The 25,260-nt window shown below is 39.5% G+C and carries 22 protein-coding genes; 19 read left to right on the top strand and 3 right to left on the bottom strand.

Annotated features, from left to right (window positions below):
- The first annotated feature begins 5 nt into the window (after positions 1-5).
- The 19 genes from sov (at position 6) to tsaB (ending at position 22,973) form a co-directional block, all read left to right on the top strand.
- The gene (sov, locus tag IA57_RS03045; protein ID WP_036119058.1) at positions 6-7,193 is read left to right on the top strand and encodes a T9SS outer membrane translocon Sov/SprA; all 7,188 of its coding nucleotides are present in this window, start codon (positions 6-8) and stop codon (positions 7,191-7,193) included.
- Between the two features lie 68 nt (positions 7,194-7,261).
- Complete coding sequence (gcvH, locus tag IA57_RS03040; protein WP_036119057.1) at positions 7,262-7,642, top strand: glycine cleavage system protein GcvH; 381 nt, start codon at positions 7,262-7,264, stop codon at positions 7,640-7,642.
- Positions 7,643-7,712: 70 nt separating this feature from the next.
- The gene (locus tag IA57_RS03035) at positions 7,713-8,009 is read left to right on the top strand and encodes a VanZ family protein (RefSeq protein ID WP_160171681.1); all 297 of its coding nucleotides are present in this window, start codon (positions 7,713-7,715) and stop codon (positions 8,007-8,009) included.
- A gap of 68 nt (positions 8,010-8,077) precedes the next feature.
- Complete coding sequence (locus IA57_RS03030; RefSeq protein ID WP_036119479.1) at positions 8,078-8,797, top strand: energy transducer TonB; 720 nt, start codon at positions 8,078-8,080, stop codon at positions 8,795-8,797.
- Positions 8,798-9,095: 298 nt separating this feature from the next.
- A complete protein-coding gene (locus IA57_RS03020) occupies positions 9,096-11,204 on the top strand; it encodes a hypothetical protein (RefSeq protein WP_036119054.1) in 2,109 nt (702 codons plus the stop codon).
- Between the two features lie 59 nt (positions 11,205-11,263).
- Positions 11,264-12,169: a heme o synthase gene (gene cyoE, locus IA57_RS03015; RefSeq protein ID WP_036119052.1), complete on the top strand. Its 906-nt coding sequence runs from the start codon at positions 11,264-11,266 to the stop codon at positions 12,167-12,169.
- Positions 12,160-12,741 (top strand): cytochrome c oxidase subunit 3, encoded by a 582-nt coding sequence (locus tag IA57_RS03010; RefSeq protein WP_036119050.1) that lies wholly within the window; start codon positions 12,160-12,162, stop codon positions 12,739-12,741. The genes cyoE and IA57_RS03010 overlap by 10 nt, the downstream gene beginning before the upstream one ends.
- Positions 12,742-12,880: 139 nt before the next feature.
- The gene (locus IA57_RS03005) at positions 12,881-13,864 is read left to right on the top strand and encodes a cytochrome c oxidase subunit 3 (protein WP_036119048.1); all 984 of its coding nucleotides are present in this window, start codon (positions 12,881-12,883) and stop codon (positions 13,862-13,864) included.
- 25 nt (positions 13,865-13,889) lie between these two features.
- Entirely contained in the window at positions 13,890-14,270 is a 381-nt protein-coding gene (locus IA57_RS03000; protein WP_036119047.1) for a cytochrome C oxidase subunit IV family protein, read from the top strand.
- A 62-nt stretch (positions 14,271-14,332) separates the two neighbouring features.
- The gene (locus IA57_RS02995) at positions 14,333-15,034 is read left to right on the top strand and encodes a hypothetical protein (protein WP_036119046.1); all 702 of its coding nucleotides are present in this window, start codon (positions 14,333-14,335) and stop codon (positions 15,032-15,034) included.
- A 1-nt stretch (position 15,035) separates the two neighbouring features.
- On the top strand, positions 15,036-15,782 hold the full coding sequence (locus IA57_RS02990) for an SCO family protein (RefSeq protein WP_036119045.1): 747 nt from the start codon (positions 15,036-15,038) through the stop codon (positions 15,780-15,782).
- Positions 15,775-16,308 (top strand): DUF420 domain-containing protein, encoded by a 534-nt coding sequence (locus IA57_RS02985; protein WP_036119044.1) that lies wholly within the window; start codon positions 15,775-15,777, stop codon positions 16,306-16,308. The genes IA57_RS02990 and IA57_RS02985 overlap by 8 nt, the downstream gene beginning before the upstream one ends.
- 4 nt (positions 16,309-16,312) lie before the next feature.
- Complete coding sequence (locus IA57_RS02980) at positions 16,313-16,543, top strand: hypothetical protein (RefSeq protein WP_036119043.1); 231 nt, start codon at positions 16,313-16,315, stop codon at positions 16,541-16,543.
- An 81-nt stretch (positions 16,544-16,624) separates the two neighbouring features.
- Positions 16,625-17,326, top strand: coding sequence for an ABC transporter ATP-binding protein (locus tag IA57_RS02975; RefSeq protein WP_036119042.1), 702 nt, complete (start codon positions 16,625-16,627; stop codon positions 17,324-17,326).
- On the top strand, positions 17,319-18,548 hold the full coding sequence (locus IA57_RS02970; RefSeq protein WP_036119041.1) for an ABC transporter permease: 1,230 nt from the start codon (positions 17,319-17,321) through the stop codon (positions 18,546-18,548). The genes IA57_RS02975 and IA57_RS02970 overlap by 8 nt, the downstream gene beginning before the upstream one ends.
- 1 nt (position 18,549) lies before the next feature.
- On the top strand, positions 18,550-19,794 hold the full coding sequence (locus IA57_RS02965; RefSeq protein WP_036119040.1) for an ABC transporter permease: 1,245 nt from the start codon (positions 18,550-18,552) through the stop codon (positions 19,792-19,794).
- A gap of 12 nt (positions 19,795-19,806) precedes the next feature.
- Positions 19,807-20,922, top strand: coding sequence for an efflux RND transporter periplasmic adaptor subunit (locus IA57_RS02960; protein WP_036119039.1), 1,116 nt, complete (start codon positions 19,807-19,809; stop codon positions 20,920-20,922).
- Entirely contained in the window at positions 20,915-22,297 is a 1,383-nt protein-coding gene (locus tag IA57_RS02955) for a TolC family protein (protein ID WP_036119476.1), read from the top strand. Before IA57_RS02960 ends, IA57_RS02955 begins: the two co-directional genes overlap by 8 nt.
- Before the next feature lies 1 nt (position 22,298).
- Positions 22,299-22,973, top strand: a complete 675-nt coding sequence (gene tsaB, locus IA57_RS02950; RefSeq protein ID WP_036119038.1) for a tRNA (adenosine(37)-N6)-threonylcarbamoyltransferase complex dimerization subunit type 1 TsaB — start codon at positions 22,299-22,301, stop codon at positions 22,971-22,973.
- Positions 22,974-23,093: 120 nt separating this feature from the next.
- Here the strand turns inward: tsaB and IA57_RS02945 are convergent, their stop codons facing one another.
- The 3 genes from IA57_RS02945 to IA57_RS02935 all read right to left on the bottom strand — a co-directional run bounded on the left by IA57_RS02945 (position 23,094) and on the right by IA57_RS02935 (position 25,185).
- Entirely contained in the window at positions 23,094-23,909 is an 816-nt protein-coding gene (locus IA57_RS02945; RefSeq protein ID WP_036119036.1) for a mechanosensitive ion channel family protein, read from the bottom strand.
- 119 nt (positions 23,910-24,028) lie between these two features.
- A complete protein-coding gene (locus IA57_RS02940; RefSeq protein ID WP_036119035.1) occupies positions 24,029-24,229 on the bottom strand; it encodes a dodecin family protein in 201 nt (66 codons plus the stop codon).
- Positions 24,230-24,282: 53 nt separating this feature from the next.
- Positions 24,283-25,185, bottom strand: a complete 903-nt coding sequence (locus tag IA57_RS02935) for a NifU family protein (RefSeq protein WP_036119034.1) — start codon at positions 25,183-25,185, stop codon at positions 24,283-24,285.
- Positions 25,186-25,260: the final 75 nt, after the last annotated feature.

Genomic DNA, 25,260 nt, shown 5'->3' with positions numbered 1-25,260 from the left:
CAATTTTGACGACAACCAACCATACGTACCAAGCAGTAAGGCAATATTTTGTGTTAATTGTAGCCTTATTGTCTAGTGTTTATGCTGTTTCGCAGCAAACGCCAATACCGCAAGACAGTACTAAAACCGGGCATTCCTTTGGGAATATGACCATGCCAAATCCCAATAGCATCGAGTCTAAATATACGTACGACCCGTTTACAGATAGGTACATTTACACCGAAACGGTTGGAAATTTCAATATAAACTACCCCATAATCCTAACGCCAGAAGAGTATCAGGATTTTGTATTAAGAGAAAGCCTAAAAGCTTATTATAAAGAAAAAGTTGATGCTTACGATGGCAAAAAAGAAGGTACAGAAGAAGAGCAAAAAAACCTGTTGCCAGAGTTTTATGTTAGATCTGGCCTGTTTGAGACCATTTTTGGAGGCAATACCATTAATGTGGTGCCTCAAGGATCGGTAGAAATGGATTTGGGTGTGTTGTTTACAAAGCAGGACAACCCAACGTTTTCTCCTAGAAACAGACGTAATTTCACCTTCGATTTCGACCAGAGAATTAGCCTAAGCTTGTTGGGTAAAGTAGGAACACGTTTGCAGGTAACCGCTAATTACGATACCGAGTCGACCTTCGATTTTCAAAACTTAATAAAGCTAGAATACACCCCTACAGAAGACGATATCATTCAAAAAATAGAAGTGGGTAACGTAAACATGCCGCTTAACAGTTCGTTAATTTCTGGGGCGCAAAGCTTGTTTGGGGTAAAAACACAGCTTAAGTTTGGAAAAACAACCATAACTGGGGTGTTTTCAGAACAAAAGTCAGATACCAGAACGGTAGTCGCACAAGGTGGTGGTACCTTAGAGGAGTTTGAGTTTTACGTAAGAGACTACGACGAAAATCGCCACTATTTTTTAGCCCATTACTTTAGGGATAATTACGACAAATCGTTAGAGAACTACCCCTACATTAGCAACAACATTCAAATTACCAGAATAGAAGTTTGGGTAACCAACCGAAACAATACAACAGAAAATGTAAGAAATGTTGTGGCGCTTCAGGATTTGGGAGAGTCCAATACAGACCCTACTGAAAATAATTTTTACCTACAGCCTGTACCCGGGGGCTTTGTTACTGCGGGACCTAACGCATATCCAGACAATGGCAACAACAGGTATAACCCTGTAACCATTGGTTCGGGATCGGTTCTTACAGAGGCCATTCGCGACATAGCAACGGCTCACCAAGGTTTTGGTACGTTGTCGGGCTCGGTAAATGAAGGTTCCGATTTTGGAAAACTAGAAAACGCCAGAAAACTGCAAGAAGGCAGAGAGTTTACACTGCACCCACAGTTGGGGTACATTTCCTTAAACCAAAGGTTGGCAAACGATGAAATCTTGGCGGTAGCTTACCAATATACCGTTGGCGGACAAGTATACCAAGTAGGTGAATTTGCTAACGATGGGATAGATGCCACTGCTGTAGACAATACTTCGGCAATAGAGATTGTAACCAACAACAGTTTGGTGCTTAAAATGTTAAAAGCCCCGGTAACAAACGTCGATCAGCCCATTTGGGATTTGATGATGAAAAATATTTACGACACCGGAGCCTACCAATTAAGTCAGGAAGATTTTAAACTGAATATCTTTTATAACGAGGCTTCTCCGTTAAACTTTATAACCCCAGTAAGCGGAACGCCTTTTCCAGCATTTAATGGTAATGCCATGCAGGAAACCACCTTGTTAAAGCTGTTTCATTTAGATAGGTTAAACTACAACAACGACCCTCAGGCAAACGGCGATGGCTTTTTCGATTATGTGCCAAGAATTACGGTTACACCACAAAACGGGAAAATCATCTTTACCAAAGTAGAGCCTTTTGGAGAATACTTGTTTGATGTGCTGTCGCTTAACAATGCAGAGAGTTACCTGAATACCACAACATATAACGATAACCAAACAAAGTACGTTTACGATGTGCTTTATAAGGAAACCAAAACAGCAGCCTTAGAAGCTGCAGAAAAAAATAAATTCTTATTAAAAGGACGCTATAAATCTACAGGTAGCGATGGTATTCCCATAGGGGCATTTAACGTGCCTAGAGGCTCTGTTACGGTAACTGCCGGCGGGCGTGTTTTGGTAGAAGGGATAGATTATACGGTAAACTATTCGTTGGGGACGGTGCAAATTCTAGACGAGGCCTTAAAGGCTTCTAATACACCCATACAGGTTTCTACCGAAAACAATGCCGTGTTTGGCCAACAAACCAAGCGTTTTACAGGAATAAATGTAGAACATAAGTTTAACGAAAACTTTGTGTTGGGGGCAACCTGGTTAAACCTAAACGAAAGACCCATCACCCAAAAAGCCAATTACAGCCAAGAACCCATTAACAACCATATTTTTGGAATTAACGGGAACTATTCCACCGAGGTGCCTTTTTTAACACGATTGGTTAATAAGCTGCCCAATATCGATACCGATGCACCATCAAATATTTCTGTTCGGGGCGAGTTTGCTTATTTGGCGCCAGGGCAACCTAAAGGCACCGATTTTAATAGCGAACCTACCTCTTATGTAGACGATTTTGAAGGCTCGCAAAATGCCATCGATTTAAAATCGCCACAATCTTGGTTTATTTCCAGTAGGCCAAGAAACTTGGGCAGAACCTATGGGCAAGGCAATGAAGATGATAATGGCATTCAAAATGGTTTTGATCGCGCGCTTTTAAACTGGTACAATATTGATCCTATATTTTATGGCAACAGAAAACCTAGCGATATTTCAGACGACGACATTTCAACCTTGTATACCAGCCGTGTGTTTAGCGAAGAGCTGTTCCCAAATCAAGACATTGCTCAAGGGCAAAGTGCTGTAATAAACACCTTGGATTTGGTGTATTACCCAGAAGAACGAGGGCCTTACAACTTTCAAACAACCAATGTAGACCCTAGTACAAACACCCTTACATCACCGCAAAATAGCTGGGCAGGAATTACACGAGCCATAACGTCAACCGATTTTGAACAAGCCAATGTCGAATATATCGAGTTTTGGCTTCAGGATCCCTTTCAGGATAACCCTGCTAATTCAGGAGGGAAATTGGTGTTTAACTTAGGAAACATCTCCGAGGATGTTATAAAAGACGGTAGAAAAGTTTACGAAAACGGGCTGCCACAAGACGGTAATGTGGTTGGCGTATTACCAACCTCGCCATCATGGGAAACGGTTTATCCTCAAAATCAATCCTTAATTTATGCGTTCGATACTACAGGACAGGAACGAACAAATCAAGATGTAGGTTACGATGGTTATAGCGATAATGAAGAACGACAAATCTTTACAGATTACGCAGGCTTAAATGACCCAGCAAGAGATAATTATACCTACTTCTTAAATACAAGCGGTGATATTTTTGAAAGATACAGGCAATACAATGGTGTAGATGGCAACTCGCCAGATACCTTTTCTGATACCAATCGCGGGAGCACAACCCAACCGGATGTCGAGGACATAAACCGCGACAATACCATGAATACCATAGACAGTTACTTCGAATATGAAATAGACGTAACGCCTGCCACTTTAAACGAGAATAACCCTTTAATTGCCGATGTAAAGGCTTCGCAACCAAGAAATTTACCAAATGGGCAAACCCTTACGCCAAGATGGTACCAATTTAGAATTCCAGTAACCGAATTTACAGATGCAATTGGAGGAATTAACGACTTGAGGTCTGTTAGGTTTGCGCGACTTTATTTAAAAGAATTTACCGAGACTACCGTATTCCGTTTTGGTACTTTAGATTTAGTACGTAGCGATTGGAGACGATACACCCAAACCCTAGAGGAAAATGACCCCAATCCAGACGATGACAATACCGAGTTTAGTGTAGGGGTGGTTAGCACCATAGAAAATGAAGGGAGCTACGAGTCGCCACCAGGGGTAGAACCAGAAGAACTATACAACAACAATACGGTGGTGCGACAAAACGAACAATCGTTACTTGTTAATGTCTGCGATTTAGAGCCCCAAGATGCTAGAGCGGTGTTTAAAAACATTAATGTAGACATGCGGCAATACAAAAAACTACGCATGTTTATGCATGCCGAAGAAGGTGAAACCGCAGGTTTGGTAGATGATGATTTGGTAGGGTTTATACGTATGGGTAACGATTTAACCCAGAACTATTACCAGATAGAAATTCCCTTGAAGGTAAGTCCTTCAGGCACCAGAAACAGAACCTTGTTGTGGCCAGTAGAAAACGAAATTAGCTTGCCCTTGTCTTTGCTTCAGGACATCAAGGCCAAGGCCATTAGCGATGGGGCATTAAGCAGTCCAACGCCAACTTTTTACGATGTTAATGGCGAGGGGTTAAGCAGCATGCCTGTAGCCGAATTTGCTGCGTTGCCACCAGCAGCCAGTAGAGACAGATTTCACAGGGTGGGAATTAAAGGAAACCCTAATTTTGGAGATATTAGAACCCTTATGATTGGGGTTAAAAACCGTGCGTCAAGCAACAAATGCGCTAAATTATGGTATAACGAATTGCGTTTGTCCGATATGGATAACGAAGGCGGTTGGGCAGCCATTTTAAGCATGGACTCCAACATTGCCGATTTTGCCAACATAAGTGCTACCGGAAGAAAAAGCACGACAGGCTTTGGAACCTTAGAACAAGGGCCTAACGAAAGAAGTCGCGAAGATGTTGTGCAGTACGATGTGGTAACCAATGTTAACCTAGGGCAGTTGCTTCCAAAAAAATGGGGCATGCAAATACCGTTTAACTATGGGCAGGGTGAAGAACTTATCACACCAAAATACGATGAATATTATAAAGATTTAACGCTGGAATCGCGCATAGATGCCGCCAATACCGATGCCGAGGCAGAACAAATTAGAGAACAATCGGAGAACTATACAAAACGCCGAAGCATTAATTTTATAGGCGTTAGAAAAGTTAAAACCGGCGATTCCAAACCACGCTTTTACGATGTGGAGAACTTAACCTTTAACTATTCCTATAACAAAGTTAAACATCGCGATTTCGAAATAGAAAACGCCATCGATCAATCGGTGCGGGCAGGGGTTAATTACGCTTACAACTTCGAGCCGATTTCCATAGAACCATTTAAAAAGAACGATTCGCTGTTTACTGGGAAATATTGGAAAATACTAAAAGACTTTAACATTAATCCGCTTCCTGCTAGTTTTACCGTAAACACCGATATAAACAGACAGTACAATAAGCAACGTTTTAGAGATACCGATTTAACGGGGCAAAACATTGGGTTAGACGATTTTTTCCGCAGAAATTATACATTCGATTATCAGTATGCGATAAATTACAACCTTACCAAATCGCTTCAGGTTAACTTTTCGGCATCAAACAACAACATTGTGCGCAATTATTTTAAAAACGATATTGTTGTTAATGGCGAGCAAGATCCAACCTTGGATGTTTGGGATGGCTTTTTCGATTTTGGAGACCCAAACAGGCAGTACCAACAATTAGGTGTTAACTACCAATTGCCAATAAACAAAATTCCTGTGTTTAGTTTTGTTGATGCGACGTACTCGTATAGCGGTGAGTTTCAGTGGCAAAAAGGGCCAGATCTTGAGGTTGAAGGCTACAGTATAGGGCACTCGATTTCCAACGCCAATCAGCATAACATTAATGCGTCTTTAAACATGAGTAAGCTTTATAATTTTATAGGGCTTAAAAAGAAACGTGTTGCTAGGCGAGGTAGTGGTCCTACTAGAAAAATAAGCGCACCTTCGCAAGACAACGAAAGGGGCAATGCCCAAAAAGCCAAAAAAGACGGTTCTGGAATTGTAAACTTTGGAATAGGCCTGCTTACAAGTCTAAAGCGTATGCAGATAAATTATGCCGAAACCAACGGAACCTATTTGCCGGGGTATTTAAGAACACCAGGTTTTATTGGAACCATGAAACCAACCGTAGGCTTTACTTTTGGTAGTCAAAGCGATGTTAGGCAGCTGGCCGCTAGAAATGGGTGGCTAACCCTTTACCCCGATTTTAACGAGCAGTACACCATTAACAGAAATAAGCAATTGGACTTTTCGGCCAATTTAGAACCTATAGGCGATTTGAAAATCGATTTGGTTGGTAATAGAATCATGGCAGAAAATTACACCGAAAACTATCGTGTTGATGATATTAATGGCGATTTGGAGTACCAATCGTTAACACCAAACACCTTTGGAAACTTTAATATTTCAACAGCATTAATTAAAACAGCCTTTAGCAGTAGCGATGAGAAAGCTTCCGAAGCGTTCCAAACCTTTAGGGATAACAGACTGGAAATTGCCAACAGACTGGCAGAGCGTCATTACGGGACATCGAGCTTTCCTGTAAACCCAGAAGATGGGTATCCGGTAGGGTTTGGTAAAGGCAGTCAAGCGGTGTTGCTTCCGGCCTTCCTTTCGGCGTATACAGGAACCGATGCCGGGAAAATTAGCTTAAAGGCCTTTAGGGATGTGCCCATTCCTAACTGGGACATTAAGTATACCGGACTTATGAAGGTGAAATGGTTTAAGGACCGCTTTAAGCGTTTTTCATTAACCCACGGTTACCGGTCAAACTATACCATTAACCAATTTAGGTCTAATTTGAATTACAACGACCAAAACCCTTCAGAATTAGATCAAGGCGGAAACTTTAAAAGCAAAATGTTGTATAGCAACATTAGTTTAACCGAGATGTTTAGCCCGCTTGTACGTATTGATATGGAGATGAACAATTCGATAAAAATCTTGGCAGAGCTTAAAAAAGACCGCATGCTCTCATTGAGTTTTGATAACAATTTAATGACCGAAATACAAGGTATGGAATACATTCTGGGGCTTGGATACCGCGTAAAGGACGTGCGAATAAAATCTAAACTTGCCGGGCCAAGAAAAATGATTGTAAGCGACCTTAACCTTAAGGCAGATGTCTCTTTAAGAGAGAATAAAACCATTATTAGGTACCTGGATTTGGACAACAACCAAGTAACCTCTGGGCAAACCATGTGGTCTGCTAAGTTTACAGCCGATTATGCGTTTAGTAAAAACCTTATGGGTATTTTCTTTTTCGATTATGCCTTCTCAGAATACGCAATTTCAACAGCATTCCCACAAACAAGCATTCGCGGCGGAATAACGTTAAGGTACAATTTTGGGAATTAACTTTCAACCAGTTTGAAATTATCATTTGAATAGATACATTTGCTGAAAAATATAAAATAATAAAACCAATGAATATTCCATCAAATTTAAAATACACCAAAGACCACGAGTGGGTTAAAATAGAAGGTGATGTAGCGACTATAGGAATTACCGATTTTGCGCAAAGCGAGCTAGGTGATATTGTTTATGTTGAGGTAGAAACCGTAGACGAAACCTTAGACATTGAAGAGGTTTTTGGTACAGTAGAAGCTGTTAAAACAGTATCTGATTTGTATTTGCCTTTATCTGGCGAAATCGTAGCGTTTAACGAAATTCTAGAGGACGAACCCGAAAAAGTAAACGCCGATCCTTATGGTGATGGCTGGATGATTAAGGTTAAAATTTCTGATGCCTCACAAATTGAAGCACTACTAGATCCAGAGCAGTACAAGGACTTAATAGGTGCTTAAAAAACAACCAGCTCTTTTAGCGGTTTGTTATACCGTTTTTTTAACTGTAATAAGCCTAGTAAGTTTAGATTTGGGCAACATAAAAGATGTTACGCCAAAATTTAGCGACAAAATATTTCATTTTACAGCATATTTTGTACTAACGGTTTTATGGGTAAGAGCCTTGTTTTTTAACTTTAGTTTGCCAAAAAAGCGCGCTTTGTTAATGGCCGTTGTGGTCGCTGTGATTTTTGGTATAATTATTGAGGTTTTACAAATGACCTTAACCACATCCCGAAGTTTCGATTTCTGGGATATTGTATCGAACATATCGGGGGCGTTTTTAGCGCTTTTATTGTTGGCTAAGTCAAGTTTTGGGACTCGTTAAAAAATATTAATCGCTTGCTTTATTACCAAATAAATGGTTATTTTAGCAATCTGGAAAAACAACAATTTATGGAACCTAAGAAGAATTCAAAAGCGAACGTAGGAAGAAACAGTTCATTGTACTTTGCCGTAGGTTTAGCATTAATGTTATTTTTAACAAACTATGCTATTAACTATAAAACCTATGACAAAGAGAGCATTGATATAGGAAAACTGGATATGGAGGAGGAGTTGGAAGAAGAAATTCCAATCACAGAGCAAATACAAACGCCACCCCCACCACCACCACCACCAGCAGCACCAGAGGTTATCGAGGTTGTTGAAGATGAGGAAGAAGTAGAAGAAACCGTAATCGAGTCTACCGAAACGAGCCAAGAAGAAGAAATCGTTGAGGTAGAAGAAGTAGAGGTAGAAGAAGTAGAAGAAGATATTGAAGTACCGTTTGCCGTTATTGAAAACGTACCAGTTTTCCCAGGTTGTGAAAAAGGAACCAACGAGCAAAAGAAAGCTTGTATGAACGAGAAAATAAACAAGTTTATCGCAAGAAAATTCAATACCGATCTAGCAGGTGATTTAGGGTTAAGCGGTGTACAGAAAATTAGCGTGTTCTTTAAAATAGATAAAACAGGAAAGATTGTTGATGTAAGATCTAGAGCACCACACCCAAAATTAGAAGAAGAAGCCAGACGTGTAGTAGGTATGCTACCACAAATGGAGCCAGGTAAACAAAGAGGTAAAGCTGTAAGAGTACCATATTATTTACCAATTAAATTCCAGGTACAAGACTAAAATGCCCTAAGGCAAAATAACGCATAAAAAAAACGTCCCGATGCCCAAGCATCGGGACGTTTTTTTGTTAGATGAAGAAGCAAAACGGGTTATCGGTAAGTTGCCCCACATGCAGCCTGGGAAACAAGATAAAACACCGGTTGCGGTTATTTATGGTTTGTCAATGATGTTTCACGTAAAAAACGAATCGCATTGCCCTAAATTTTTTAAAAGCCCTTGTTTCGAGACAACGGCTTTTTTTTAGAGCCATTCTTAAAAAAATAGTATCTTTCAAACCAAATTAACCTATCTCTTTAACATGAAGTCATGTTGTTTTTTGTTCCTGTTACTATTTAGCGCTCTGTCGTTTTCTCAATCCCAGCTATACGAAAAGCCGCCCGTGTTTCCAGCATGTGAGGATGCGGCCGTTGCAGACATCAAACTCTGTTTCGACAATCAAATCTTGGGGCATGTATTTAAAACATTTAAACTGCCAGATGTTGTTAAGAACGATTATAAAGGCGATATGGCCATATTGTTCGAAGTGGATCAAGAGGGGGAATTTCGTGTGATTTATGTCGATGCCATATACGAGGCATTAAAAGAAGAAGCCAAAAGAGTCTTTTCAGAATTGCCAAAAATACAACCAGCGACGTATAACGGGAATCCTGTTTTTAAGCAGTATTCGGTGGTGATTAAAATACCATTACAAGATCAAACAGTTGCTAAAAGTGTTTCTGTAGACCGTGTAAACGGAAATAACCTCGGGTTAACAGCTTTAGAAAAAGCTGCCAAAACACAATACGATAGCGTGGGTTTAAAGCTTGTGCCTTACACACAAAAGGCATTAACAAGCGAGCTGAATATTCCGTTTACGCATAGTTATTACGCCAAATTTGATAAAAGCATCAACCTTGTTGGTACAAATGCCCACACGGCATCTAAACCATTGTTGTATAGCGATGTTTCTAATTACTACGACTTTAAAGCGGAAAAAGAAACCCTGCTGGAGGATAGGTCTTCATTGCTTGGACGAAAATTATGGAACGAGCATCTGGTACGGGTGCAATCCAAACACTATTGGTTTACGGTAGATCCTATTTTCGATTTAGAAGTAGGAAAAGATACCGATACCGATTTTAGCTCTACCTACAACAACACAAGAGGACTATATGTGCAGGGCGGCCTAGGGAAAAAATTTAATTTCTTTACAGCAGTTTACGAAAGTCAAGGGCGATTTGCACAGTATTATAACCAATATGCAATTTCGATAAAGGCTGCCGACGAAGCAGGGGTAGTCCCCGGGCGTGGCATAGCAAAAGCCTTTAAAGATCGTGGGTTCGATTATCCAGTGGCCGAAGCCTATCTGTCTTATTCGCCCGCAAATTTCTTAAATGTGCAATTGGGCCATGGCAAAAATTTTATTGGCGATGGTTACCGTTCGCTATTTATAAGTGATGTGGCTAGCCCATCGACGTATTTTAAATTGAACACCACATTTTGGAAAATTAAATATACCAATACTTGGATGTGGTTGCGGGACGTTAGGCCAGATGTTGTAGATGCTAATGGGGCGTATTTAAACAAGTACATGGCCACGCATTTTTTAAGTTGGAATGCTACAAAACGCTTGAACATTGGTTTTTTTGAGTCTGTAATTTGGGCCAAGACCGAAAACCGTTCGTTCGATATAAATTACATTAACCCCATTATTTTTTACAGGGCTATAGAGTTTGAAACCGGGCAAGATGCCGGGAACGCCATTTTGGGCATGTCGGCAAAATATAAATTAAGCGACCGGGTAAATGTGTATGGGCAGTTTGTGCTAGACGAGTTTTCTAAAAGCGATATTACGGGAGGCGAAAAAAGCTGGAAAAATAAGTATGGCTACCAATTGGGGGTTAAATACTACGATGCCTTTAAGGTAAAGAACCTCTACCTGCAGGCCGAGTATAACAGGATTAGGCCATATACCTATTCGCATAATACCATTGCCTTAAATTATGGGCATGCCAACCAATCTATGGCCCACCTTTGGGGCGCTAATTTTAGCGAAGCTGTATTAATAGGGCGCTATTATTACAAGCGTTGGTTTGCCAATGCTAAAGTTGTCTTTGGAGAAAGAGGCTTAGATTTTAACGATGGTACCGATAATTATAGTTATGGGGGCGATATTTTTAGAGACTACAACGAAAGACCTTCCGATACAGGCGTTACCATAGGGCAAGGCAATAAAGCGACATCGCTTTTTGCCAATTTGCAAGCCGGTTATATTGTTAACCCATCATCAAACTTACAGTTGTTTGCCGATATAACGTTTAGAAACTTTAATCCTGATGCACAAACCAATACAACCTTCGAGAGCAACACCGTTTGGTTTAACCTGGGTTTAAGAACCAGCCTTTTTAATTGGTATTTCGATTTGTAATATAAACTTTTCAAAGTATCTTTGCAGTCGCTATTTTGGCGACTAAGTACAGATTAACTTTGGCTGTTATAGAAACTTCAATAAAACAACATACAATTGTTTCAGATTTTAAGGAAATAACCAAAATGGGGCTGTCCCTAAGTGTGGTGTTTTCTTCTGTTGCAGGGTATTTACTGGGCGCAGACCAGGTGTCGTTAAAAATCCTTTTGCTTTTGGCCTTAGGAGGCTATTTTATGGTGGGGGCATCGAATGCTTTTAACCAAATTATAGAGAGGGATTTAGATGTGCTAATGGATCGTACCAAAAACAGGCCCATTCCCGCAGGCAGAATGACGGTTAATACCGCTTTTATTATAGCCGTTATTTTTACAATTTTAGGCATAGGTATTTTGTATACTATTAACCCCAAAACGGCGATGTTTGGGGCTATTTCTATTTTTTTATACACCAGTGTTTACACCCCTTTAAAAACCAAAACCCCATTGGCTGTGTTTGTTGGCGCCATTCCAGGGGCCATCCCGTTTATGTTAGGGTGGGTTGCCGCAACAAATAATTTTGGCATTGAGCCAGGCACCTTATTTGCCATTCAGTTTTTTTGGCAATTTCCGCATTTTTGGGCCATAGGTTGGTTTTTGTACGACGATTATAAAAAAGGAGGCTTTTTTATGCTTCCAACAGGAAAACGCGATAGGGGAACTGCCGTACAAACCATTATGTATACCATTTGGACCGTACTCGTATCCATCATCCCGGTTTTTGGATTTACAGGAAAACTCTACCTCTCGCCCATAGCAGCAGTTGTTGTTGGGCTTTTAGGATTGGCAATGGTTTATTTTGCCTTTAGGTTATTTAAAGAAATGAGTGCCATTGCAGCCAAAAAGCTTATGCTGGCAAGCGTTTCTTATATTACATTGCTGCAAATTGTGTATGTGGCCGATAAATTTTTAAGAGACTTATGGATTTAACTCAAGGAACAAACGAAGAAAAAAATATTAGAGCAAAAAAAATGATGCTTTGGTTCGGGATCATTTCCCTAACCATGTCGTTTGCCGGTTTAACGAGTGCCGTGGTAGTGAGTAGCTCTAGGCCAGATTGGCTAACCGATTTTGCCTTGCCAAAAGCCTTTATAACCAGTACGGTAATTATAATACTTAGTAGCATAACCTTTTTTATGGCCAAACGCGCCGTTAAGCAAGGTAAAAGACCTATGGCAACAACCCTGTTATTGGCCACATTAGCGTTAGGCTTGGCCTTTGTTTTTATGCAGTTTGTTGGCTTTGGACAAATAATAGACCTTGGGTATAGGTTTACTGGTCCAACCAGTAATGTAACCATGAGCTTTGTGTACATTATAGCCTTTGTACACATTTTACACCTGCTTGTGGGGCTTATTTCAATTTCAATAGTAATTTATAATCATTTTAAACAAAAATATTCGGCAAGCAATATGTTGGGAATCGACTTGTCTGCAACCTATTGGCATTTTGTTGATATTCTTTGGTTATTTCTGTTTTTATTCCTGAATTACCTCAGCTAATTTTAGCAATTAGGCTGCGTTGGTATGCAACACCTTAGGGGCTTAAGCCAAGTGTTGAAGGAAAAATTAGAAACTTCATATTTCTTTAGATGAATAAATTGATTATTTTTGTGCAACTTTTAATAACTAAACCAATTATATGGACACTACAGTTGTAAATACTGGAACCGAAACTAAAACTTGGGGTGGCGGAAACGAACCGTTAAAAGCAAGCTATGGTAAAATGATGATGTGGTTCTTCATTTTGTCGGATGCATTAACGTTTTCAGGTTTTTTAGCGGCCTACGGATTTTCTAGATTTAAGTTTATAGAATCATGGCCAATAGCCGATGAGGTGTTTACGCACGTTCCGTTTTTACACGGTCAGGAATTACCCATGATTTATGTGGCCTTTATGACCTTTATCTTAATTATGTCGTCTGTAACCATGGTATTAGCCGTAGATGCAGGACATAAAATGAATAAGGCCAAGGTTACCTTTTACATGTTTTTAACCATAATAGGCGGGGTAATCTTCGTAGGGTCGCAAGCTTGGGAATGGGCAACGTTTATTAAAGGCGACTATGGTGCCGTTCAAACCAATGGCGGAAACATTTTACAGTTTGTAGATACCGATGGGAAACGTGTAGCCTTAAAGGATTTTGCTATTGTAAACGAGCATAAAGTACGGGTAGAAGACCAACGTAAAAGTGGTATTTGGTACACCGATAACGAGTCGCTAACAACCTATACGCTGGACGAAGTTATAAAAGGTTTCGAAGCAAATAGCAACATTCTGATAAGAACACAACAACTTACAGAAGATGGTAAGAAAACCGTGTTGTCTAGAGCTGAATCTATAAAACAATTAACCACAAATGGTAAGGCTGTAGTAGAAGGTGCTAACCTGCATGTAAACGAATACGGTTCGCCATTATTTGCAGATTTCTTCTTCTTTATTACCGGATTCCACGGGTTTCACGTACTTACAGGGGTTATAATTAACATTATTATATTCTTTAATGTTATTTTAGGAACCTACGAGCGAAGAAATAGCTACGAAATGGTAGAAAAAGTTGGACTTTACTGGCACTTTGTAGATTTGGTATGGGTATTTGTATTTACATTCTTCTATTTAGTTTAATTTAAAGCGATTAAAAAAACAACACATGGCACACGCACATAAACTTGAAATATTAAGAGGTTTAATTAAATTTAAATCGAACACCCAAAAAATATGGGGCGTATTAATCCTATTAACCATTGTAACCGCAGTAGAAGTCGTTTTAGGAATTTATAAACCAGACGCTTTAAACGCCAAGTTTATTGGCATGAAGCTTTTAAACTGGATTTTTATTATCCTAACCATAGTTAAAGCATATTACATTACTTGGGACTTTATGCACATGAGAGATGAAACCAAAGGCCTAAGAAGAGCCGTGGTATGGACAAGTGTTTTCTTAATTTGTTATTTAATTTTCATCCTCCTGCAAGAAGGCGACTACGTACAAGGCGTTTTCTCTAACGGATTTGTAAAACAAGATTTTTAACGACTACGTTAAATAGATATTAAAAGACGGTTTTTAAACCGTCTTTTTTTATTTTTGCACTTATGAAATTATCGCCCTATAAAAAGTATATCGTCCTTAGTATTTTGTTTTTCCTTCCGGTTATGTTCTTGCTTTTTTTATATCCTGCAAAACATAATTACACCACCCTCGATGTGGTTAAAACTCAGGTGGTAGAACTAGACGGCTTTCAGTCGAAAACCCCGGTTGTGCTAGAAGGGCACTTAACCGTCCTAGCTTTTTTAGGAAACAAGCCCATGGATAAGCTGGTAGAAACACTAAACCTAAAAGAGCTAATCTACGATAAGTTTAAAGGCTTTAAAAACTTTCAAATCGTGTTTGTGTTAGAAACAGGCAGCGAAGCTGAAGGCCAAAAGCTAAGAACAGAAGTTGCGACTTACGAAAGTTTAGAACACCTTCATTTGGTATATGGCAACCAAGAACAAATAAGCGCGCTTTATAAAAGCCTTAAAACAACGTTAAACTTGGATAGTACATTGGCCACACAACACGTTTTTATTGTAGATAAGAATAAAGACCAAAGAGGGCGCCTAGACGATAGGGAAGACCGCGAAATAGAAAAAAACGAACCCACATATCCGTTGTTGTCGTACAACACCATTAAGGTAGCAGAAATAAAAAACAAAATGAGCGAAGATTTGCGCATATTGTTTACAGAATACAGGCAAAAACGCAAAGGGAACTTTAATTCAACATCACGTCGCGAAAACGACATAAAGCAATAGTATGAGCAAGAAAACAAAATATTCTTATGTAGGGGTGGCCTTTATCATTCTGGTTTTTGGCATCATTTTTATACCAAAAATTGTTGATAGAATTAAGAATAACGACATTACCAGAAGCGATCGAATGACCCAAGAGCAGGACAATAACTTCTCTAACGAAACTGCATTGACATTCCTGGAAATTAATGGTGAAAAAAAGCAAGTCCCTGCCTTTACATTTGTTAATCAAAACGGCGATACCATTACAGAAAAAGACTATTTGGGTAAAGTTTATGTTGTCGAGTTTTTCTTTACAACCTGCCCAACCATTTGCCCACGAATGAACCGCAATTTGGTTCATGTTCAAAAGGCCTTTCAAGCTAATGAGGATTTTGGTATAGCGTCATTCACAATAAACCCAGAGCACGACACCCAAGAGGTTCTAAAAGCCTATGCCGAACAGTATGGCATTACAAGCCCCAATTGGCATTTAATGACCGGAGAAAAAGAAGCCATTTACAACTTGGCAAACATAGGGTTTAACATCTACGCTGGAGAAAACCCTAATGTAGAAGGCGGGTTTGAGCATTCGGGGAATTTTGCCCTAATCGATAAAAACGGATTCATCCGCTCCAGACGCGATCACTTTGGAAATCCTAAAATATTTTATTCAGGCGTAACCAGTATAGAGGAGAAAGTAGATGAAGATGGGCAGGGCGAGGAGATAACCATGCTAAAAGAAGACATTAAAAAACTACTTAATGAGTAACGCAGAAAACATAAACGCCGAAAAGAAGTATAACAAATGGATTGTTGTGTTGTCGGTAATAATCCCTTTGGCCGTTGCGGCATTGTTTGGGATAAAAATTCCTAATGCAGAACCGTTAACATTTTTACCTCCCATTTATGCAACCACCAACGCCATAACAGCCATATTATTGGTTGCAGCTTTTTGGGCCATACGCAACAAGAAAGTGGTTTTACACGAAAGGTTAATTAAAACCGCATTGGCTTTGTCTGTAGCCTTTTTAGTTATGTATGTGGCTTACCACATGACCAGCGACTCGACAAAATACGGCGGCGAAGGGGTTTTAAAATACCTGTATTTCATTATTTTAATCACGCACATAATCTTATCGATTGTCATAATCCCTTTTGTGCTTATTACCTACGTAAGGGCGATAACAGGTAATTTCGAGCGGCACAAAAAAATTGCACGCATTACATTTCCGTTGTGGCTGTATGTGGCAGTATCTGGCGTTATGGTTTATATTATGATATCACCTTATTATTAATCCCATGAAAAAACAGTGGCTTTTATTGTTTGTATTACTTTGGATGGCCTTACCCGCAGAGGCTCAATGTGCCATGTGTAGGGCGGTTCTAGAAAGCGAAGAGGGCCAAGGCGCGGCCAAAGGCATAAATAACGGAATTGTTTACCTTATGGCTGTACCTTATATACTGGTAGCGGTTGTAGGCGTTGTTATTTATAAAAAGTTTAACAGCTCAAAAAAAGATAACCCATCATAAAAAAGTAAATTTAGTGTAACATTTTCCTCGAATTTAAGTCTAACACATGGGGTTTCCCATAAGATCAACCAAAAAGACGATATGTTACAAATAAGCAAACTTCACAAGTCCTATCCCATAGGCGATTCAAGTTTACACGTTTTAAAAGGTATAGACCTTTCTGTAGAAGAAGGCGAAATGGTTGCCATTATGGGGTCGTCGGGTTCGGGAAAATCTACCCTGCTTAATATTATAGGCATGCTAGACGAGGCCGATGAAGGCGAGTACGTCTTAGATGGGGTTCCTATTAAAAACCTTACCGAAAAAAAAGCCGCCATTTACAGAAATAAATTCTTGGGGTTTATTTTTCAATCGTTCAATCTTATCAACTACAAAAATGCCCTCGAAAATGTGGCGTTGCCTTTGTACTACCAAGGCATGAATAGAAAAGAACGGTCGGAGAAGGCCTTGTTTCACCTAGGAAAGGTAGGGCTTAAAGATTGGGCACACCATTTGCCTAACGAGCTTTCTGGAGGGCAAAAGCAGCGTGTGGCCATTGCTAGAGCCTTGGCAGCAAATCCTAAACTGCTATTGGCCGATGAGCCAACAGGTGCCCTAGACACCAAAACATCTTACGAAATTATGGCGTTCCTTCAGCAGTTAAACGACGAAGGCAAAACCCTTTTAATTGTAACCCACGAAGAAGATATTGCGGCCATGTGTAAGCGGGTTGTAAAATTGCGCGACGGCGTTATTATGGAAGATACCAGAGTAGAACAAGTAAGAGCTGCAGCCCATGTTTGATCTGGACCTTTGGCGTGAAATATTTCAGAGTATTAATAAAAACCGCACAAGAAGTGTCTTGTCGGGCTTTACCGTGGCTTTTGCCATCCTCTTGTTTGCTGTGCTTTTTGGTATTGCCAACGGGCTTAACAATACCTTTGATGAAGCCTTTGTAGATGATGCCAATAACGCTATTTTTATTTTCTCGGGAATGACCTCCAAAGCGCATAAAGGGCATCAGGCAGGAAGGCGCATTCAATTTAAAAATGAAGATTACGATTTTGTGAAGGAAGCATATGGCGACAACGTACAATACATTACCGCTAGGATTTATAAAAACGTTAATGCGACTTTCAGAAACGAAAAAAATACCTACAACGTAAGGGCCGTTCACCCAGACCATCAGTACTTAGAAAACACCTTAATAAAAGAAGGGCGTTACATCAATCAACTCGATATCGATAACCGAGCCAAAAACGTGATTATTGGTCGTTTGGTAGAGGAAGACCTGTTTTTAAAAACAACCGCTTTAGGAAAATACATTAACCTTAACGGCATTCAATATAAGGTGGTGGGGACATTTACAGACGATGGCGGCGATAACGAAGAACGCATGATTTATATGCCCGTTACCACAGCCCAGCGCATTTATGGTAATAACGATTATATCGATCAGATAAACCTAACCTACAACCCAAAAATGAATTACAACCAAGCCATCGCTTTTAGCAATGAGCTAACACGCGACCTAAAGGATAGGTTTGAGGTTTCGCAAAACGACCAGCGTGCCATACGGGTTAGAAACTTGGCAAACGAGTCTAAGTCTATTAACCAAATGACGTTTGGGTTGGGAGTTATTATTCTGGTTATTGGTTTTGGAACTTTAATTGCAGGAGTGGTGGGCATTAGTAACATTATGATTTTTATTGTTAAGGAACGCACCAAAGAAATAGGCATTAGAAAAGCCTTAGGGGCCCCACCAAAAGCAATCGTATCCATAATTTTACTGGAATCGATAATTATTACCGCCATTGCTGGTTGGTTGGGGCTGGTTTTAGGAATAGGCGTGCTAGAGCTTGTGGGATCTAGTCTAGAGACCTATTTTATAAAAGATCCAAGTGTAAGCCCAAGACTGGTTTTTGGGGCAACCATTACCTTAATTATAGCAGGAGCCATTGCTGGATATCTGCCGGCAAAAAAAGCATCAAAAATAAAACCCATAGTAGCCTTAAGAGACGATTAGCATGTTTAAATTTTTATTCGATAGAGATACTTGGCAGGAAGTGTGGGATAGCCTTAGCAAAAATAAACTAAGGTCTATTTTAACCATGGTGGGTGTCTGGTGGGGCATTTTACTGCTTATTGGGTTATTGGGGTCGGCAAGAGGATTGGAGAACTCGTTTAATCGACTCTTTGGTAATTTTGCCACCAACAGTGTGTTTGTTTGGGGGCAAAGCACCAGTAAACCCTTTAAAGGGTTTCAAGAAGGGCGGCAGGTTAGGCTAAAACTTTCCGATGCCAAAAAGGTTGAAGAAAATGTAGAAGGCATAGAATTTGTCGTGCCAAGAAACCAAAACCAAGCCACGGTGGTAAGAAACTTTCTTTCGGGAACCTTTATGGTAAACGGCGATTACCCCTTGTTGGACAAGGTTCAGAAGAAAAAAATGATGCGCGGTAGGTTTATTAACCAAACCGATATTGACGAGAATAGAAAAGTAGTGGTCATTTCAGAAGATCTGTACAAACAGTTGTTCGAAAAAGATGCCGAAATGATAGGCGAGTACGTGCAAATAAACGGCATGAACTTTAAGGTTGTGGGCATGTTTGAAAATGGCAACGTAAATATGGGGCCCACAAGCGATATGCACATTCCCTTTACCACCTTTCAGCAAATTTACAACCAAGGGAACAACATAGGCTGGATGATGATAACAGGTAAGGCAGAATACGATATCGAGCAAATAGAGAACGATGCCAAGCTTATCTTAAAAAACCTAAACCACATCCATCCAAAAGATAACCGTGCCTTTGGGAGCTTTAACCTAGGGAAAGAGTTTGCCAAGGTAACAGGCTTTTTAATAGGCATGCAGTTTTTAACGTGGTTTGTTGGCATAGCAACGCTAATTGCAGGAGTTTTTGCCATAGGAAACATTTTGTTAATTACCGTTAAGGAGCGCACTAAAGAAATAGGCGTACGCCGTGCCCTAGGCGCCACACCTTTCGAAATAAAACGCCAAATTGTTGTCGAAGCGGTATTTATTACCCTGCTAGCAGGGTTTTTCGGCATCCTGACAGGCGGGTGGATTTTAATAGCCATCGATACCTTCTTTGGCCAAGGCGAAGATGCTGTTCTGGTAAATGCCTCGGTATCTATAGCTGTTGTATTTATCGCATTAATTATATTGGTGGTTTTAGGAACCCTAATAGGACTTATACCAGCCTTTAAAGCCACAAGTGTAAAACCAATTGAAGCATTAAGAGAAGAATAAACAACCAAAAAAATGAGTAAAACGTTAAAAATCATTATCGGAATTGTATTGCTAGTACTTTTTGTATGGGTGATAAAATATTTTAAGGATTCAAATTCTGAAGCAGTACAGGAATTTAAGCTGGCAGAACCTTTCTATACCTCATTAAAAACAAAAGTGGTGGCAACGGGAAAGTTAAACCCCGAAGAAGAAATAGAACTAAAGCCACAAATTTCTGGTATTGTAGACCAAATTGTTGTTGAGGAAGGCGATATTGTTGAAAAGGGCGATTTAATTGCCAAGATTAGAGTTGTACCAAACGAGCAAAGCTTGGCAAGTGCAAGCAGCAGGATTAAATCGTCGCAATTGTCGTTTAACAATGCCAAAACCTTGTACGATAGAAACAAAACCCTTTTTGAAAAAGGCGTGATATCCAAACAGGATTTCGAGAATAGCGAGCTGTCGTTAAACCAAGCAAGAGAAGCCTTAAGCCAGGCGCAAAACGATTACCAAATTATTAAGCGCGGGTCGCTCTCTGGCGGAAGCTCGGCAAACACAAATATTGTTGCCCAAATTTCGGGTACCGTATTGGAAATTCCCGTACGGGAAGGCGATCAGGTTATTCAAAGCAATAACTTTAATGCAGGAACAACCATAGCCATGGTTGCCGATATGAGCAAAATGATTTTTGAAGGTAAAGTTGATGAGGCCGAAGTAGGAAAACTAGAAGAAGGCAAGGCCATAAAAGTAGTCCTTGGGGCAATTAACGATAAAGAGTTTCCTGCAAAATTAACATTTGTAGCGCCAAAAGGTGTCGAAGAAAGCGGTGCTGTACAGTTTACCGTTAAAGCCGATGTAGAGGTAGAACGCTCAACAAAAATTAGAGCCGGTTATAGTGCCAATGCCGAAATAGAAATGGAAAGCAAAGACAGTGTTTTGGTGATAAAAGAATCGTTGTTGCAGTTTAACCGCATTACCGAAAAACCATTTGTCGAAGTTTTAAAAGACGATAAAAGCTATGAAAAGAAAAATGTAGAACTGGGTATTTCCGATGGGATAAACGTAGAGATTGTAGATGGAGTAAAAGAAGGCGATAAAATAAAAGTATGGAATAAAGCATCAAAAGAAGACAATGATGAAGATGAATAAAAGAAAAAGTTTAATATGGGTTTTCGCAACGCTCTGTACTGTTTTTATCCAAGCACAGGATAAAAAAGCCTGGACATTGGAAGACTGTGTAAACTATGCGCTGGAGAATAATATAAGTATCAAACAAACAGAGTTGGACACTGAAATAGCAGATCAAGATCTGATTACGGCTAAAGGTGATTTTTTACCCAATTTAAGTGCCAATGCGTCCCAAAATTGGAATTTTGGGTCGTTTATTGGGCAAGATGGTAATAGGGTTTCTATTGACTCAAGAGGGAATAGTTTTGGTGTGAATACGGGAGTTACCTTGTTTAATGGATTTAGAAAAACTAGTGTGTATCAACAAGCTAAACTTGGAATTGAGTCAAGCCAATTGCAGTTGGATATTTTAAAAGATAATATTTCGGTTAACGTTGTTAATTCCTACTTAAATATTTTGCTCAACAAAGAGAATTTAAAAGTAGCTGAAGAGCAGATTCTCATTTCTGAAAAACAAGTTCAGCAACTATCAGATTTGGTAGATGCTGGTGTAAGACCTCGTGCTGACCTTTATGAAGTTCAAGCGCAGTTGGCAAGTGATAGGGAGCGTCTAACAAATGTTCAAAATAGTTTAGATTTAGCATTATTAGGATTAACACAATTGTTACAAATATCTAATGAAGGTTTTGATGTAGAAGATATAGAATTAAGTCTTCCTGAAGTCTTGGTAGAACATAAAAGCTCTAATGATATTTTCAACTATGCCATCCAAAACAGGCCAGAGATAAAAAAAGCCGAATTAGATATTGAAACTTCTGAACTGTCAGTTGATATTGCTAAAAGCGCGTATTATCCAACTTTAAGTTTTGGAGCAGGATTGGGGACATCGTATCAGCATTTTCAAGGGCAAAAAGACCTTAGAGCTGTGGTTGATCAATCAACCAACCCACCAACTATAAGTCTTGTAGATAATGGATTTATGCAACAACTTGAAGACAATTTAGGATATAATTTTGGATTTAGATTAGATATCCCAATTTTTAACAGATTCCAAACAAAAGCTAATGTCAGCAGAGCAGAGATCAATAAGAAGCGAATAGAATTGTCATTAGATCAAGCTAAACAAGATTTGCGCTCAACCATTGAACAAGCCTATGCTGATGCTAAAGCAGCGTTTAAACAGTTTGAATCTTCACAAGTGTCTTTAGATGCTCAAAAGGAATCCTTTAAAAATGCTCAAGAAAGTTACAATCTTGGAGTTATGAATTCTTTTGAATTTGAACAGGTTAGAAATAGGTTAGTCAATGCTGAAGCCAATCTTATTAATGCGAAATATAATTTTGTTTTTACAACAAAAGTGTTAGATTTCTACCTTGGTAAACCAATAACAGAATAACTTGGCCATCATATTAAGTATAGAAACAGCAACAACTAATTGTTCGGTTGCCTTGTCAGAACAAGGAAAAACCATTGCGGTTATTGAAGATTACGACAAGGGCTATTCCCATGCCGAAAGATTGCACGTGTATATAGACCGTATTTTGCATGAAAACAACATAAAAAAATCCCAGCTAGATGCCATAGCGGTAAGCAAAGGGCCTGGCTCTTACACCGGTTTGCGTATTGGGGTTTCTGCAGCTAAAGGACTGGCCTATGCTTTAGAAAAACCTTTAATAGCTGTATCAACACTGGAGTCGTTATCAAGACAAGTTAATGTTGAAGACGGCTATATTGTTCCCATGCTAGATGCTAGGCGCATGGAAGTATATTCGGCCGTTTTTAATGCCGATTTTAGTTTATCGCGTGAGATTAAAGCCGAAGTTTTAGAGGAGAATAGCTTTCAGGAGTACTTAAAGAAAGACAAAGTTTACTTTATAGGGAATGGTGTTGAAAAAACGAAAACCATTATAAATAACCCTAATGCTATTTTTATAGAGGGTAAATTACCATCTGCAAACGAGATGGGGGGTATTGCGTATAAAAAATACCAAGCAAACAATACAGAAGACGTCGCCTATTTTGAACCTTATTATTTAAAGGATTTTGTGGCGTTAAAATCAAATAAAGTTTAGCGCAGTAACAAAGCCTGAAAATAAAAAGGTTGGTGTCAAACTTTAGTTTAGCACCAACCTTTTATTTTTGCCTACAGCCTACAGCCTACAGCCTACAGCCTACAGCCTACAGCCTACAGCCTACTCCTTTTTCTGAATTTCAACTTGATGTGGGTAAGGAATTTCAATACCAGCAGCATCTAAGGCTTCTTTAACGTTTTCGGTCACATCAAAATAAACAGTCCAGTAATCTTCGGTTTTACACCATGGTCTGGTGGCAAAATTAATCGAACTGTCGGCCAACTCCAGTACCGTAACGGCAGGCGCAGGGTCCTTTAATACTTTAGGGTGAGATGTTAGGACATTCATTAAAACGTCTTTGGTTTTCTTAATGTCAGAATCATACCCAACGCCAAAAACCAGGTCAACACGTCTGGTGCCTTCGGTGGAGTAGTTTACAATGTTTCCGTTGGAAAGCGCTCCGTTAGGGATAATGATTTCTTTGTTGGAAAGCCCGGTAAGCTTTGTTGTAAAAATTTCAATTTCTTTTACAACGCCTATTTCACCTTGTGCTTCAATAAGATCGCCAATTTTAATGGGTTTAAAAATCATGATTAAAACCCCTCCGGCAAAGTTGGATAGCGAACCTTGAAGAGCCATACCAACGGCCAAACCGGCAGCAGCCAGAATAGCGGCAAACGAGGTCGTTTCAACGCCAAGTTTTGCTAAAATGGCAAGCACCAACAATATTTTTAGTAGCCACCCCAATAGGTTGATTAGAAATTTTTCTAAGCTTTCATCAAAAGCCCGTTTTTGCATAATGACCTTGGTGGTTCCCAGTATTCTTTTAATCAACCAAGCACCAATAAGCCAAATGGCAATGGCACCAAGAATTTTAATACCGTATTCCGATGCAAATGCAATGCCTCTTTCGGCCCATTTTTCCATGTTATCCATATTGTTTTGTTTTAGTGTTAATTATAAAATAAATGTTTTTTGTTTAAGCGAATGTATGTGTTAGCGAACAAAAAAAGTGCTTTATTAAAGCACTTGGTTTGTTTGGCTCCTTAAGGAGACTATTTAACCTCGAAGGTTAATTTTACGTTTACGCGAAACTCAACAACATCATCGCCGTTTACCACGGCACTTTGTTCGTTTACATAAACCGATCGAATGTTTTTAATGGTTTTCGAAGCGTCCTTTACGGCTTTCTTTGTGGCGTCTTCCCAACTATCGTTAGAGTTGGCTAAGACTTCAATAACTTTTAATACTGCCATGAAAATGTGTTTTTATGGTTACGCATTTAATATAGCAAAAAATATTACACCAATCAACCATTAATGGCTTCAACTGTAGCAACCTGGTCTTTAAGCATTTCCTTAAGCATGTTTTCAATGCCGTTTTTTAAGGTGAATGTAGACGATGGGCAACCGCTGCAAGCCCCTTGCAAGATAACCTTAACGGTCTTGCTTTGGGCATCGTAAGAGTCGAAAACAATGTTTCCACCATCACTCTGTACGGCAGGTTTTACGTACTCTTCCAAGATGTTAACAATTTGCTTGGAAATGTCGTCTAGGGCTTCGAAATTCGCATCTAATTTTTCGTTGGTTTTGTTCAGTAACTCTGGAGCCTCGGGAAGCAGAATGTCCTTGCCTTGCTCGATATAGCTTCTAATAAACTCGCGTAGCTCCATGGTAATGTCGTTCCAATCGGCAACGTCATATTTAGAAACCGACACGTAGTTTTCGTCCATAAACACTTCTTTTACAAAAGGAAAATGAAATAAAGCAGTGGCTAAAGGCGAAAGTTTGGCTTGGTCTATAGAGGTGAACTCAAAAGGTGCCGAAACCAGTTTTTTGTTGCCCACAAATTTCATAACGCCTGGGTTTGGGGTGCTTTCGGCATAAATTGTTACGGGTACTTTTTTGGCTTGTTCGGTTTCTTTAACCACAACACCGCCAGTGTTTAGGTAAGTTTCGATTTGTTCTGCAACCTCGTCTTTAACATCTTCCCAAGCAACAATGTTAAATCGTTCGACAGCAATAAAATTGCTGGAAATATATACCTTTTTTACAAAAGGCAGATAGAATAATTGCTGGGCTAAAGGCGATTGTTGGGCCTCGTCAATATTGTTGTACTCAAAACTTTGGTGCTTGGTTATAAACTGATTTAACTCAAACTTTATAATGGTATCGTTGGACGTTTCCTGTATGGAAACACTATAGGTTTTCATATATCTTTATTTTATACAAAGTTACTTAAAATCAAGCATAGCCGATAGATTAAAAACCGGAAAAGTGGAATTTTT

Source organism: Mangrovimonas yunxiaonensis, assembly GCF_000733475.1.
GTDB lineage: Bacteria > Bacteroidota > Bacteroidia > Flavobacteriales > Flavobacteriaceae > Mangrovimonas > Mangrovimonas yunxiaonensis.
This window is presented reverse-complemented; position numbering and strand designations above follow the sequence as displayed.

Coding starts and splice junctions, on each gene's coding strand:
- gcvH (WP_036119057.1), top strand. CDS start 7,262: ATGAATATTCCATCAAATTTAAAATACACCAAAGACCACGAGTGGGTT.
- IA57_RS03030 (WP_036119479.1), top strand. CDS start 8,078: ATGGAACCTAAGAAGAATTCAAAAGCGAACGTAGGAAGAAACAGTTCA.
- IA57_RS03020 (WP_036119054.1), top strand. CDS start 9,096: ATGAAGTCATGTTGTTTTTTGTTCCTGTTACTATTTAGCGCTCTGTCG.
- IA57_RS03010 (WP_036119050.1), top strand. CDS start 12,160: ATGGATTTAACTCAAGGAACAAACGAAGAAAAAAATATTAGAGCAAAA.
- IA57_RS03005 (WP_036119048.1), top strand. CDS start 12,881: ATGGACACTACAGTTGTAAATACTGGAACCGAAACTAAAACTTGGGGT.
- IA57_RS03000 (WP_036119047.1), top strand. CDS start 13,890: ATGGCACACGCACATAAACTTGAAATATTAAGAGGTTTAATTAAATTT.
- IA57_RS02995 (WP_036119046.1), top strand. CDS start 14,333: ATGAAATTATCGCCCTATAAAAAGTATATCGTCCTTAGTATTTTGTTT.
- IA57_RS02990 (WP_036119045.1), top strand. CDS start 15,036: ATGAGCAAGAAAACAAAATATTCTTATGTAGGGGTGGCCTTTATCATT.
- IA57_RS02985 (WP_036119044.1), top strand. CDS start 15,775: ATGAGTAACGCAGAAAACATAAACGCCGAAAAGAAGTATAACAAATGG.
- IA57_RS02980 (WP_036119043.1), top strand. CDS start 16,313: ATGAAAAAACAGTGGCTTTTATTGTTTGTATTACTTTGGATGGCCTTA.
- IA57_RS02975 (WP_036119042.1), top strand. CDS start 16,625: ATGTTACAAATAAGCAAACTTCACAAGTCCTATCCCATAGGCGATTCA.
- IA57_RS02970 (WP_036119041.1), top strand. CDS start 17,319: ATGTTTGATCTGGACCTTTGGCGTGAAATATTTCAGAGTATTAATAAA.
- IA57_RS02965 (WP_036119040.1), top strand. CDS start 18,550: ATGTTTAAATTTTTATTCGATAGAGATACTTGGCAGGAAGTGTGGGAT.
- IA57_RS02960 (WP_036119039.1), top strand. CDS start 19,807: ATGAGTAAAACGTTAAAAATCATTATCGGAATTGTATTGCTAGTACTT.
- IA57_RS02955 (WP_036119476.1), top strand. CDS start 20,915: ATGAATAAAAGAAAAAGTTTAATATGGGTTTTCGCAACGCTCTGTACT.
- IA57_RS02945 (WP_036119036.1), bottom strand. CDS start 23,909: ATGGATAACATGGAAAAATGGGCCGAAAGAGGCATTGCATTTGCATCG.
- IA57_RS02940 (WP_036119035.1), bottom strand. CDS start 24,229: ATGGCAGTATTAAAAGTTATTGAAGTCTTAGCCAACTCTAACGATAGT.
- IA57_RS02935 (WP_036119034.1), bottom strand. CDS start 25,185: ATGAAAACCTATAGTGTTTCCATACAGGAAACGTCCAACGATACCATT.